The sequence below is a fragment of the Streptomyces sp. NPDC044719 genome (genome assembly GCF_056433405.1).
In genome coordinates this window covers 464,626-477,733 of record NZ_JBWKHE010000008.1, presented here as the reverse complement: position 1 = coordinate 477,733, position 13,108 = coordinate 464,626, and the positions used below count along the sequence as shown (strand labels likewise).

Sequence of the window (13,108 nt, the reverse complement as noted above, 5' to 3'; positions counted from 1 at the left end):
GACCGAAGTGGATCAGTAGTGGATCAGTAAGCGATGCGAGCCGCGAAGGGAGTGTTTATCGTCAGGCAGACGACTATGATCGCCGCATGCCCTACGACCCGTCAGCGTTTCCGCCCTTCGCCGTCACCGTGGACCTGGTCGTACTGACCGTGCGTCGCCATGCCCTGTGCGCGCTGGCGGTACGGAGGGGCGAACCACCGTTCCAGGGACGTTGGGCGCTTCCCGGCGGTTTCGTACGGGCCGACGAGGACCTGGCACAGGCCGCCGCGCGTGAGCTGGCCGAGGAGACGGGGCTGCGCGTCCACGACCCGGCCGTACCCGCCCAGGACAACGGCGCACATCTGGAGCAGCTCGCCACCTACGGCGACCCCAAGCGGGACCCCAGGATGCGGGTCGTGAGCGTCGCCCACCTCGCTCTGGCTCCCGACCTGCCCGCGCCCAGGGCGGGCGGCGACGCCAGCAACGCCCGCTGGGCTCCGGTCGAGGAACTGCTGCAGCAGGGCGGTTACGGGCGAGACGCCGAGCCGGTCGCCCCGCTCGCCTTCGACCACGCGCAGATTCTGGCGGACGGAGTGGAACGAGCACGATCCAAGATCGAGTACTCGTCGCTGGCCACAGCCTTCTGCCCGCCCGAGTTCACGGTCGGTGAGCTGCGGCGTGTCTACGAGGCGGTGTGGGGGGTGGCGCTCGACCCGCGCAACTTCCACCGCAAGGTCACGGGCACCCCGGGCTTCCTGGTCCCCACCGGCGGGACGACCACCCGCCAGGGCGGCCGCCCGGCACAGCTCTTCCGGGCAGGTGGCGCGACGCTGCTCAACCCTCCGATGCTGCGCCCCGAGGTGTGACGCCGGGCCTGGAACATGACCCGCCCGCAGCCCTGACAAGGGTGATTGCCCTACTGGAGACGGCCTTGCGCTGCCCGAAAAAACGGACATAGCGCGCTATCTTGCTGCGAGTGATCCAGGCCTTCGGACTGACCAGCAACCCTCGCAAAGAGCTTCCGCCCGCGGCCGACGACGTCTCCTTCGAGGCGCGAGCGGGCCGCGTCACCGCGCTGCTCGGAGCACCGGGCGCCGGAAAGACGACGGTACTCAGGCTCATGCTCGAGCTCCAACAGGGTCGTGGCATCACCTACTTCCGGGGCCGCCCCCTGCACCGCATCGCCCATCCCTCGCGCGAGGTCGGCGTGCTGCTGGGCGACGTGCCGGGGCACCCGGCCCGCACGGTCCGTGGCCATCTGCGCATGCTGTGTGCCGCCGCGGGGGTTCCGGTCCGGCGCGCGGACGAAGTCCTCGAGGCGGTCGGGCTCGTGAGTCTGCGCGACGAACGCCTCGGCGCCCTGTCGCGGGGCATGGACCGACGCCTCGGCCTGGCCTGCGTCCTCCTGGCCGACCCGCACACGCTCGTCCTCGACGACCCGGCCGACGGGCTCTCCGTCCGCGAGGGCAACTGGCTGCACGGCATGCTCCGGGCACACGCCGGCCACGGCGGCACGGTCCTGTTCACCACGGCCGACCCCAAGGAGGCCGCGCGCACCGCCGACCGCGTCGTCACACTGGAGCAGGGCAGGCTCGTGGCCGACCAGGAGGCCACGGAGTTCTCGCGCACCCGCCTACGTCCCCGAGTGGCCGTACGCAGCCCGCACGCGGCCCGTCTGGCTGCTCTCCTGGCCAAGCAGGCCCGCACCGCGCAGCGCTCCGTCGAAGTCGTACGAGAGGGCAACAACCGCCTCTCCGTGTACGGCAGTACCTGCGCGGACGTCGGGGAGACCGCGTTCCGCCACGGCATCGTCGTCCACCAACTCGCCGACGAGATCGGAGACATGGGCCCCGGTGCGGGCGCTGCGCAGCCGGGTGAGCCGCACCGTGAGCCGGCTGGGGCCCTGGCCGAATCGGGGCAGCCGGCGGACGAGCGGCAGCGGGGTGACACGGGGCGAAACTCCGCCGACGAGCCGGATCATGGCAGCGTCGGGCGCGATCACGACAGCGTTGGACAGCATCACGACAGCGCCGAGCAGCATCACGACAGCGCCGAGCAGGGCCACGACAGCGTCGAGCTGGAGGGAGCCAGTGCCGAGCCGGAGCGAGTCCCTGCCCAGCCGAGGCGCCTCACCAACGCCCTCTGGCCAACCGCCGCGCCCCTGGCCGTTGAGCCGGAGCCCTCCTTCGACGAGTCGGCGCCGACCACATCGGACACGGTGGCCACCGCCCCTGAGCCGCTCCCCACCATCGAGCTGATGCCTGCTGCTGACCAACCGGCACCAGCCACAGTCAAGCCGCTGCCCGCCTCCGATCATGCGCAGCCCGCCGTCGACCCTGACGAGTGCCCGGACGCGCCCCCGGCCGACCACCCGGGCAATGCCGTCGTCCCCCCTCAGGAGGAGACGAGGACGCCCTCCTGTGAGCTGCGACCCACCCTCGAACCGCTGCCGACCGCTGACCCACCGGAACCAGCCGCCGACGCGCCGCTGCCCGCCTCCGGCCAGGCGCAGCCCGTCGCCGAGCCTCGTGAGCGCCCCGACACACCCGCGGCGGGTCGTACGAGCAACGCAGCCGCCCCTCCCCAGGGGGAGACGACCCCTGCGCCGCACGCCGTCGAAGCCCGTGGCATGGCTCGCAGCATCGACGCACTGCCTCCTCTGCCGCCTCCCATCTCCGTCCGTCCCGCCCCGAGCCCGCTCCGTCCCCTCCGCTACGAGATCCGCCGTGCCACCGGGATCGGCACCGGCTTTCTCACCGGGGCCGTTGTGCTAGCCGTGTCCGCCGTGACCGCCGTCGTGCTCGCCCGCATCGGGCACACCCCGCAGCCGCGCCTGCTGGCCGCCTGGCCGCGGGAGCTGCCCCTGCCGCCCGCGGCGCTCGGCGCGGGACTGCTCGGCGCGCTGGCCTTCGGCGACGAGTTCCGTCACCCTGCCCTGGCCGCTGACCGCGGCACCGTGCCCCGCCGACTGGGGCTGCTGGCCGCCAAACTGCTCGTCGCCTCGGCCACCGCCCTGGCGCTGGCGGTCCTCACCGTCGGCTGCGACGCCGAGGTGCTCTATCTCGTCTACGGACGGGAGCTCGCGCAGGTTCCCGCCGACTGGCTGCCGCTGAGTGCGAGTTGGGTCGGCCTCGTCATCGGCTGTGCCTGGGCCGGCGTTCTGGCCGCAGGGGTCTTCCGGTCCACCACGGCCGGGCTCGCCGCGGTGGCCGCCGTGCCCCTTCTCGTCGTACCTGTCGTGCACAAGGTCCTGGACGGACCGTCCGTTCGAACCGCGGCCGGGCTGCCCATGCGGCTGCGAGAGGTCCTCGTACCGCGGTGGCCCTTCGGAGGAGAGCGTTACCTGGAGGCCGCGCTCGGAGTGCTGTCCCAACCCGTCGGCGGCGCAATGACGTTGTCGCTGGCCGCGCTGCTCTGCGCGTACCTGCTCACCACCCTGCGGAGCAGATTCCGGTGACGACTGTCCGTAACCCCCCGTTCAGCCATGCGCACAACTCCCCGCAGAACGCCCATTTCTTTCCGATAAGGCGTCAATTGCGACGGGGTGAGCGATCACCCTTTCGTGTGCTTTTCACCAAAGACCTCAAGGGAGTTGAAGACGGCGCCGACAAAGGATGCGTGAGTACCCTTGCGCACACCATGATGACCGCCGCCCGCTCCGCTGACTCCGGCCTCGCGAGCCCGGGCGAACTCGACCGCTACCCGTACGCCGAGACGCCCGCCGTCGACCGCGTCGGGGTCTCTGCCTGGGACGGCGCGGACCCCGAGCTGGGCCGTGTGGGCCGACGTGCCGCGGGCAGCCGCGGACGCGGGCTGCACGGACAACTCGTTCAGCAACTGGGACAGATGATCGTCTCCGGCGACCTGGGCGCCGACCGCCCGCTGGTGCCCGAGGAGATCGGCCAGCGCTTCGAGGTCTCCCGCACCGTCGTCCGCGAGTCCCTCCGCGTCCTGGAGGCCAAGGGCCTGGTGAGCGCCCGCCCGAACGTCGGCACGCGCGTGCGCCCGGTGAGCGACTGGAACCTCCTGGACCCGGACATCATCGAGTGGCGGGCCTTCGGGCCGCAGCGCGACGACCAGCGCCGCGAGCTGAGCGAGCTGCGCTGGACGATCGAGCCGCTCGCCGCCCGCCTCGCCGCCGGCCACGGGCGCGAGGACGTCCAGCAGCGCCTGGTCGACATGGTCGAGATCATGGGGCACGCGATGGCCCAGGGTGATGCGCTCACGTTCTCCCGCGCCGACTCCGAGTTTCACTCGCTGCTCATCCAGGTCGCGGGCAACCGCATGCTGGAGCACCTCTCGGGGATCGTGTCCGCGGCCCTCCAGGTCTCGGGCGGTCCGGTCACGGGCTGTGACCGGCCGAACGAGACGTCGCTGGCGCACCACGGCCGCATCTGTGACGCCCTCGGCGCCGGTGACGGAGCCGCGGCCGAGGCGGCGATGCGCCAACTCCTCACGGTCCACCCCGAGGTGGAACGGGTAGTGCCCGCCCCGCGCGAGCACTGACCGCGTTCCGCGGGCGGCGCGGCCGGGTGTGCCACCCCCCTCCTGTGGCAGCGCCCGATCGGTGAACCGCCTCCCGTCGGACCCCGCGGGATCTTCGCGATCCCGCGGGGTCCGACGGCCTGAAGGGGGCCGCCCATCCGCCGCAGCGGTAAAGTCACGTCCAGGAGTGACAGCCTCTATCCGTATCTGACCGTTTTTATTCGCTTACGGGGTGTGACTCGGGCCACGCGGATTGGGCGTAACGCTCGCGGGAAGAACGCGATGACCTAAGAGGTGACAGCCGCGGAGGGAATACGGACGCCGTTCACGGCGCTGTGCATCTTCCCGGCCCCCGCCCGCGCCGTCGGCCCACATCCCCAAGCCGGCGGTCGGCTCCTGTCCCCTGTGGACGGGGCCGGAAGCCGTTTTCCAACGTTCCGAGAGGTTGTTCGTGTCGGCCAGCACATCCCGTACGCTCCCGCCGGAGATCGCCGAGTCCGTCTCTGTCATGGCGCTCATTGAGCGGGGAAAGGCTGAGGGGCAGATCGCCGGCGATGACGTGCGTCGGGCCTTCGAAGCTGACCAGATTCCGGCCACTCAGTGGAAGAACGTACTGCGCAGCCTCAACCAGATCCTCGAGGAAGAGGGTGTGACGCTGATGGTCAGTGCCGCAGAGCCCAAGCGCACCCGAAAGAGCGTCGCAGCGAAGAGTCCCGCCAAGCGCACCGCCACCAAGGCGGTCGCGGCCAAGGCGGTGACCACCAGGAAGGCCACCGCCTCCGCCACGCCGGCGGCGCCCGCCGCCGAGCCCGCCGTCGAGGAAGAGACGCCCGCCAAGAAGGCGGCCGCCAAGAAGACGACCGCCAAGAAGGCGGCCGCGAAGAAGACCGTCGCCAAGAAGACGGCGGCCAAGAAGACCAGCGCCAAGAAGGACGACGCCGAACTCCTCGAAGAGGAGGTGCTCGAGGAAGCAGCCCCCGGCAAGCCCGGCGAGGAGCCCGAGGGCACGCCGGAGAACGCGGGCTTCGTGCTGTCCGACGAGGACGAGGACGACGCGCCCGCCCAGCAGGTCGCGGCCGCCGGCGCCACCGCCGACCCGGTCAAGGACTACCTCAAGCAGATCGGCAAGGTCCCCCTGCTCAACGCCGAGCAGGAGGTCGAGCTCGCCAAGCGCATCGAGGCTGGTCTGTTCGCCGAGGACAAGCTGGCCAACGCGGACAAGCTCGCCCCCAAGCTCAAGCGCGAGCTGGAGATCATCGCCGAGGACGGCCGCCGCGCCAAGAACCACCTGCTGGAGGCCAACCTCCGTCTGGTGGTCTCCCTGGCCAAGCGTTACACCGGCCGCGGCATGCTCTTCCTGGACCTGATCCAGGAGGGCAACCTCGGTCTGATCCGCGCGGTCGAGAAGTTCGACTACACCAAGGGCTACAAGTTCTCCACGTACGCCACCTGGTGGATCCGTCAGGCGATCACCCGCGCCATGGCCGACCAGGCCCGCACCATCCGTATCCCGGTGCACATGGTCGAGGTCATCAACAAGCTGGCGCGTGTGCAGCGTCAGATGCTCCAGGACCTGGGTCGCGAGCCCACCCCGGAGGAGCTGGCCAAGGAACTCGACATGACCCCCGAGAAGGTCATCGAGGTCCAGAAGTACGGCCGCGAGCCCATCTCCCTGCACACCCCGCTGGGCGAGGACGGCGACAGCGAGTTCGGTGACCTCATCGAGGACTCCGAGGCCGTCGTCCCGGCCGACGCGGTCAGCTTCACGCTCCTGCAGGAGCAGCTGCACTCCGTGCTCGACACGCTCTCCGAACGCGAGGCGGGCGTCGTCTCCATGCGCTTCGGTCTCACCGACGGTCAGCCGAAGACCCTCGACGAGATCGGCAAGGTCTACGGCGTCACGCGCGAGCGGATCCGCCAGATCGAGTCCAAGACCATGTCGAAGCTGCGCCACCCGTCCCGTTCGCAGGTGCTGCGCGACTACCTCGACTAGTCGCAGGTCGTACGACGCGGAAGGCCCGGTTCCCTCAGGGGACCGGGCCTTCGCCGTGCCGTGTCTCTCCGTGTCTCTCCGCGGGTGCGGCGCGGCGCCGGGTGAATCACTCTTGGTGTTCAGTGAACAGCATGGAGTGAGGAGTGCGTATGCGTCGTCGCCTTGCCCGGGCCTTGGCCCGACCGCTGGTCCTGGCGGCCGCGGCATCCGCCATATCAGTGGCCTCCAGCGCCCCTGTGGCCGCCGACAGCGTGGTCATAGGTGGTTACCCGGTCGATGTGTCCGAGAGTCCGTGGACGGTCGCCCTGTCCAGCCGTGACCGGTTCGGGGGTACGCGTGCGGGGCAGTTCTGTGGCGGCGTGGTGGTCGGTCGCAGCACGGTGCTCACCGCGGCCCACTGTCTGGACAAGGAGGTCCTGGGCGTAGCGCCGGAGCGTGTGCGGGACCTCAAGGTCATAGCGGGACGCACGGACCTGCTCTCGGACCGCAGCGGCCGGGAGATCGCCGTGCGGCGATCCTGGGTGAACCCTGCGTACGACGGTGTCAGCAACTTCGGGGACTACGCCGTACTCACCCTGGCCGAACCTCTGCCCGCCGGCTCGGTCATCGGTATGGCGGCCGACGGTGATCCCGCGTACGCAGTGGGTGGGGTCGCGACGGTGTACGGGTGGGGCGACATCTCCGGCGTGGGCGAGTACCCGAACAGTCTGCGCGCCGCGCGGGTGCGTGTGCTCTCGGATGAGCGCTGCGAGGACGCCTATCCGGGCGGATCCGACGGCACGTACGAAGCGGAGAGCATGCTGTGCGCCGGGGAGCGGGAGGGAGGCCGGGACGCCTGCCAGGGCGACAGCGGGGGGCCGCTGGTGGCCAAGGGGCGGTTGATCGGGCTCGTGTCCTGGGGGATCGGCTGCGGGCGGGCCGGCAGTCCCGGGGTGTACATGCGTGTGTCCGACATCATGCGGACGCTCGGCTGGGCACGAAGGTGAGAGGGCTCGAAGGGCGTCCGGCGGAGCCTGGGCGGGCTTGTGGGGACGAGGACGGGCGGCTGCCTCTGCTCTCCAGAGGCAGCCGCCCGTTCACCGGCCTGTGCCGGGCTGGCTCGTCGTCGGACGCGAGGTCTCAGCGCTCTTCTTCGGAGGCGGTCGCGGGAACGGTCGTGAGCCGCTCCGTCTCGTCCTGTATCTCAGCGGCGATCTTCTTGAGTTCCGGCTCGAACTTGCGGCCGTGGTGGGCGCAGAAGAGCAGTTCTCCGCCGCTGAGCAAGACGACGCGCAGGTACGCCTGGGCGCCGCAGCGGTCGCAGCGATCAGCGGCCGTCAACGGGCTCGCGGGGGTCAGAACAGTAGTCACGTCGCCTCTTCTCTAGCTCGACGAGCTGTCGTACCAGGGTCAACATCCAACCAGCCATAAAACGTTCCCGCTCGTGGCTTTTCCTCGAAAAAATCTTGCGAGGCGGCTGTCTGCTGCCGGTTGGCGGCGAATGTGCCGTATTGCGTGTCTATGTGTCTTACGGGGCTTCGCGTTGTTTCGGTGGTCGGTCCTCCCGGCTGGGTTGCCGGTTGTTCATGAGGACGTGCCCGGAGCCTAAATGGTTCATGCCTGGAAGGGAACGTGATGTGTACTTCACTCCATCGAGGGATCGAACACGCATGCGAGCCTGGACTAGTCTGAGTCTCTGACGAGGGTGGCGTTACATCGGCTCTACCAGGCCTCGGTACCCTCTCACCGGTGACTGAAGCCGCGCCCTTACCCACGAGGGCCCCATCTGAAATTCAGCGAGGAGCGAACCGCGTGACCGCCGAAACGTCCGTGCCGTCCACAGCTCTGCTGGCAGGAGCAGACCGGGACGGTTCCAACTACACCGCGCGGCACCTGCTCGTCCTTGAGGGGCTCGAGGCCGTGCGCAAGCGCCCGGGCATGTACATCGGGTCGACCGACAGCCGCGGTCTCATGCACTGCCTCTGGGAGATCATCGACAACTCCGTCGACGAGGCCCTGGGTGGCTACTGCGACCACATCGAGGTCATCCTCCAGGACGACGGGTCCGTCGAGGTCCGGGACAACGGCCGGGGTATCCCGGTCGACGTCGAGCCCAAGACCGGACTCTCCGGTGTCGAGGTCGTCATGACCAAGCTGCACGCCGGCGGCAAGTTCGGCGGCGGTTCCTACGCCGCCTCCGGCGGCCTGCACGGCGTCGGCGCCTCCGTGGTGAACGCCCTTTCCGCCCGCCTGGACATCGAGGTGGACCGCGGCGGGCACACCCACGCCATCAGCTTCCGGCGCGGCGTCCCGGGCGCTTTCGCCGGGAACGGCCCGGACGCCAAGTTCGAGGCCAAGGGCGGGCTGCGCAAGGCCAAGAAGATCCCGAAGAGCCGCACCGGTACGCGCGTGAGGTACTGGGCCGATCGCCAGATCTTCCTCAAGGACGCCAAGCTCGCCCTGGAGACGCTGCACCAGCGGGCCCGCCAGACCGCGTTCCTGGTGCCCGGCCTGACCATCGTCGTGCGCGACGAGTACGGGCTCGGCGAGGGCGGCAGCAAGGGCGAGGAGTCCTTCCGCTTCGACGGCGGAATCAGCGAGTTCTGCGAGTACCTGGCGAACGACAAGCCGGTCTGCGACGTCCTCCGCTTCTCCGGACAGGGCATCTTCAAGGAGACGGTCCCCGTCCTCGACGACCACGGCCAGATGACGCCCACCGAGGTCACTCGCGAACTCGGCGTCGACGTCGCGCTGCGCTGGGGCACGGGTTACGACACGACGCTCAAGTCGTTCGTGAACATCATCGCCACCCCCAAGGGCGGTACGCACGTCGCCGGTTTCGAGCAGGCCGTCGCCAAGACGATGAACGAGGTGCTGCGCACCAAGAAGCTCCTGCGCGTCGCCGAGGACGACATCGTCAAGGACGACGCTCTGGAAGGCCTCACCGCGGTCGTCACCGTGCGTCTCGCCGAGCCCCAGTTCGAGGGCCAGACCAAGGAGGTGCTCGGCACCTCGGCGGCCCGCCGGATCGTGAACAACGTGGTCACCAAGGAGCTCAAGGCGTTCCTGACCTCCACGAAGCGGGACGCCGCACAGCAGGCCCGTGTCGTGCTGGAGAAGGCCGTCGCCGCGGCCCGTACGCGCATCGCCGCCCGGCAGCACAAGGACGCGCAGCGCCGTAAGACGGCCCTCGAGTCCTCCTCGCTGCCGGCCAAGCTCGCCGACTGCCGCAGCGACGACGTCGACCGCAGTGAACTGTTCATCGTCGAGGGTGACTCCGCGCTCGGTACGGCGAAGCTCGCCCGGAACTCCGAGTTCCAGGCACTGCTGCCGATCCGGGGCAAGATCCTCAACGTCCAGAAGTCGTCCGTGACCGACATGCTGAAGAACGCCGAGTGCGGCGCGATCATCCAGGTCATAGGAGCCGGATCGGGCCGGACCTTCGACATCGACACGGCTCGCTACGGCAAGATCATCATGATGACCGACGCCGATGTCGACGGCTCGCACATCCGCACCCTGCTCCTGACCCTGTTCCACCGCTACATGCGGCCCATGGTCGAGGCCGGCCGGGTCTTCGCGGCGGTGCCGCCGCTGCACCGCATCGAGATCGTCCAGCCGAAGAAGGGCCAGGACAAGTACGTCTACACGTACTCGGACCGGGAACTGCGCGACAAGCTCATGGAGTTCCAGAGCAAGGGCATCCGCTACAAGGACTCGATCCAGCGCTACAAGGGTCTCGGCGAGATGGATGCCGACCAGCTGGCCGAGACGACCATGGACCCGCGCCACCGCACTCTGCGCCGGATCAACCTCTCCGACCTGGAGGCAGCCGAGCAGGTTTTCGACCTGCTGATGGGCAACGACGTCGCGCCGCGCAAGGAGTTCATCTCCAACTCGGCGGCGACGCTGGACCGGTCGCGGATCGACGCGTAGCCGCCGCGCCGGGCCGCGGCCGCCGTGCCCGACGGTAGCCGGGCAGGGCCAGGGCGTCGGTGACCGGCGAGCAGCGCGCATGGGGCGTCCGGACATGACCCCGGCCTTGCCCGAAGTGTCTCTCCACCCGTGGGTGGAGAGGTGCCCGGGCCGGGATCCACCCGGGTGGACGCGTTGATGATCGCGGCCGGTGCCGTAGTGGTGAGCGCCTGTCAGCTCCGCGCAAGCCGGATCGACGGCGAGCGCCGCTGGTGGCTCTCACGAAGGATGCGGGCGGAGACGAGATCGTGCGGGCCGCGCACAGTGTGCTGTCCGGGGATGCGGGGCTCTCGCCGAGCATCCAGAGACGGCTACGCCTGGCGGAGCTGAGACCGTGAAGACCCACACCAAGAGCCTCTTCGCCAAGGCAGGGATCAAGGACCGTCCCCAGGCGGTGCGTTACGCCCCTGGAAAGGGTCTCGTGCGGCCACCAGCGGGTTGAGTCACCTGAAGGGGTGAAGCGGAAAGGGAAGAAGAGTCGGGGATCTTCCCGTTCTGTCCATCCTTGGGCATGCAGCCAAGCAAGGGCCGTCCCCGCGGAAGCGGGGCCGGTCAGGAAAGTTGGGTCGAGCCTCTCGACGCTCAGGACCCGGTCCCGGCCGAAGAGGCCGGGCATCTCAGGTACGACGACCCCTGGTACGACGCCCTTGCCTCCGGCTGGGGCGAGTCGGCCGGTGCCGGGGTGCCCGCTCAGACGGGGGTGCCGTCGGCGCGAAGGGAAGGCGAGAGCGAGACCGGGCCCGCGCCGGCCGAGGTGTACCTGGAAGTGCAGCGCAGTGCGGCCTTTCAGGAGGTGCGGCGGAGGTACCGGAGGTTCGTGGTGCCGGCCTTCGTGGCCTTCTTCGCCTGGTACCTGGGCTACGTCGTGGCTGCCACGACCGCGCCGCCGGAGCTGATGGCCCGGCCCGTGGCCGGAGCGGTGAACGTGGCGATGGCCGCGGGGCTCGGGCAGTTCCTGACCACGTTCCTGCTCACCTGGGCGTATGCCCGGCACGCGCGGCTGCGCAGGGACCGGGCGGCGCTCGAACTGCGCTGGGACACACAGGAACTGACGCGCGGAGCGAACGGCGGTGTCTCGTGACGGGTGAACATCAGACGCTGGCGCTGCTGCTGTTCAGCGCGTTCGTCGCGGTCACGCTGGCGATCACGACGTGGGTGAGCCGTAAACGGCGCGGTTCGGCAGAGGAGTTCTACGCGGGCGGGCGGCTCTTCTCACCGATGGAGAATGGTTTTGCCCTCGCCGGCGACTACATGTCGGCCGCCTCCTTCCTGGGGGTCACCGGGCTCATCGCGCTGTTCGGCTACGACGGGCTGCTGTATGTCGTCGGGTTCCTCGTGGCCTGGCTGGTGGTGCTGTTCCTCGTCGCCGAACTCGTGCGCAACTGCGGCCGGTTCACACTCGCCGACGTCGTGGCGGCGCGGATGAGGGAGCGGCCGGTGCGGATCGCGGCGGGAACCTCCTCGGTCACCGTGTCCGTTCTGTACCTGGTTGCGCAGATGGTCGGCGCGGGCAGCCTGGTGGCGCTGCTGCTGGGAGGTACGAGCGAGGCGGCGCGGGCATGGACGGTCATCGGCGTGGGCGCGCTCATGGTGATCTATGTGTCGTTGGGAGGGATGCGGGCGACCACGTGGATTCAGATCGTCAAGGCCGTTCTGCTGCTCGGCGGCACCATCGCGCTCACGGTCCTCGTCCTGATGCGCTTCCACGGCGACCTGGACCGGCTGCTGCTCACGGCGGCCGAGCGCAGCGGTCACGGGGAGGCGTTCCTGGCGCCCGGGCTGAAGTACGGCGGGGACTGGACCGCTCGCTTCGACTTCATCAGCCTGGGACTGGCCCTGGTACTGGGTACGGCCGGGCTGCCGCACATCCTGTCCCGCTTCTACACCGTCCCCACCGCGCGCGCCGCACGCCGCTCGGTCGTCTGGGCCGTCGGACTCATCGGCGGCTTCTACCTGATGACGATCGTGCTCGGCTTCGGCGCCGCCGCCCTCGTGGGGCCGGACGCCGTACGCGGGTCGAACGCGGCCGGGAACACGGCGGTTCCGCTGCTGGCGCTCGATCTGGGGGGCGGTGCCGGGTCCACGGGAGGAACAGTTCTCTTCGCGATCGTCGCCGCCGTCGCGTTCGCCACCATCCTCGCCGTGGTCGCCGGGATCACGCTCGCGTCCTCGGCCTCGGTGGCCCACGACCTGTACGCGTCCTTGCGGCGCCGGGGCGGCAAGCCGCGCAGCGAGGTCGCGGTGGCCCGCGTCGCGGCCGTCGGAGTGGGGGTGGTGGCGATCGCCCTCAGCCTGCTGGCGCGGGATCTCAACGTGGCGTTCCTGGTGGGTCTCGCCTTCGCCGTCGCCGCGTCGGCGAACCTCCCGGTGCTGCTCTACTCCCTGTTCTGGCGCGGCTTCACGACGCGTGGCGCCGTGTGGGCCGTCTACGGCGGTCTCGTTCCGGCCGTCGTGCTCGTGGTGCTGTCACCCGTGGTCTCGGGCAGCCCTGACTCGCTGTTCCCGGGCGCCGACCTCCAGTACTTCCCGTTGCAGAACCCGGGCCTGGTCTCGATCCCGCTGGGCTTCCTCGCGGGCTGGCTGGGCACGGTCACCTCGGCGGACGTCCCGGACGAGGCCAAGCACGCGGAGACCGAGGTGCGGTCGCTGACCGGGGCGGGAGCGGCGTAGGGCCCGTGCCCTCCCCGGGCGGATCTT

General features: G+C 69.9%; 9 protein-coding genes and 1 pseudogene. 9 read left to right on the top strand and 1 reads right to left on the bottom strand.

Going from position 1 to position 13,108, the window contains the following annotated elements; translation table 11 throughout:
* Nucleotides 1-86: 86 nt before the first annotated feature.
* From AC07DF_RS31630 to AC07DF_RS31610, 5 genes are all read left to right on the top strand, one after another.
* Nucleotides 87-845 carry an NUDIX hydrolase gene (locus AC07DF_RS31630; protein WP_184589838.1) on the top strand — a complete coding sequence of 253 codons (759 nt, stop codon included), beginning with the start codon at nucleotides 87-89 and terminating at the stop codon, nucleotides 843-845.
* Nucleotides 846-946: 101 nt separating this feature from the next.
* The gene (locus AC07DF_RS31625; RefSeq protein ID WP_478979057.1) at nucleotides 947-3,436 is read left to right on the top strand and encodes an ABC transporter ATP-binding protein; all 2,490 of its coding nucleotides are present in this window, start codon (nucleotides 947-949) and stop codon (nucleotides 3,434-3,436) included.
* A 161-nt stretch (nucleotides 3,437-3,597) separates the two neighbouring features.
* On the top strand, nucleotides 3,598-4,485 hold the full coding sequence (locus tag AC07DF_RS31620; protein WP_478979054.1) for a FadR/GntR family transcriptional regulator: 888 nt from the start codon (nucleotides 3,598-3,600) through the stop codon (nucleotides 4,483-4,485).
* Between the two features lie 430 nt (nucleotides 4,486-4,915).
* A complete protein-coding gene (locus AC07DF_RS31615; RefSeq protein WP_478979051.1) occupies nucleotides 4,916-6,457 on the top strand; it encodes an RNA polymerase sigma factor in 1,542 nt (513 codons plus the stop codon).
* A gap of 149 nt (nucleotides 6,458-6,606) precedes the next feature.
* Nucleotides 6,607-7,443, top strand: coding sequence for a S1 family serine peptidase (locus AC07DF_RS31610; protein ID WP_478979048.1), 837 nt, complete (start codon nucleotides 6,607-6,609; stop codon nucleotides 7,441-7,443).
* Between the two features lie 133 nt (nucleotides 7,444-7,576).
* Here the strand turns inward: AC07DF_RS31610 and AC07DF_RS31605 are convergent, their stop codons facing one another.
* On the bottom strand, nucleotides 7,577-7,807 hold the full coding sequence (locus AC07DF_RS31605; protein WP_184589764.1) for a DUF7455 domain-containing protein: 231 nt from the start codon (nucleotides 7,805-7,807) through the stop codon (nucleotides 7,577-7,579).
* A gap of 441 nt (nucleotides 7,808-8,248) precedes the next feature.
* On the opposite strand from AC07DF_RS31605, the gene AC07DF_RS31600 reads away from it, so the two are divergent.
* The 4 genes and pseudogenes from AC07DF_RS31600 (at nucleotide 8,249) to AC07DF_RS31585 (ending at nucleotide 13,081) form a co-directional block, all read left to right on the top strand.
* Nucleotides 8,249-10,372, top strand: a complete 2,124-nt coding sequence (locus AC07DF_RS31600; RefSeq protein WP_478979045.1) for a DNA gyrase/topoisomerase IV subunit B — start codon at nucleotides 8,249-8,251, stop codon at nucleotides 10,370-10,372.
* A 257-nt stretch (nucleotides 10,373-10,629) separates the two neighbouring features.
* A pseudogene (locus tag AC07DF_RS31595) lies at nucleotides 10,630-10,853 on the top strand (DNA-binding response regulator); the annotation flags it as partial.
* A 69-nt stretch (nucleotides 10,854-10,922) separates the two neighbouring features.
* Entirely contained in the window at nucleotides 10,923-11,492 is a 570-nt protein-coding gene (locus AC07DF_RS31590; RefSeq protein ID WP_478979042.1) for a DUF485 domain-containing protein, read from the top strand.
* A complete protein-coding gene (locus AC07DF_RS31585) occupies nucleotides 11,489-13,081 on the top strand; it encodes a solute symporter family protein (protein WP_478979039.1) in 1,593 nt (530 codons plus the stop codon). Before AC07DF_RS31590 ends, AC07DF_RS31585 begins: the two co-directional genes overlap by 4 nt.
* Nucleotides 13,082-13,108: the final 27 nt, after the last annotated feature.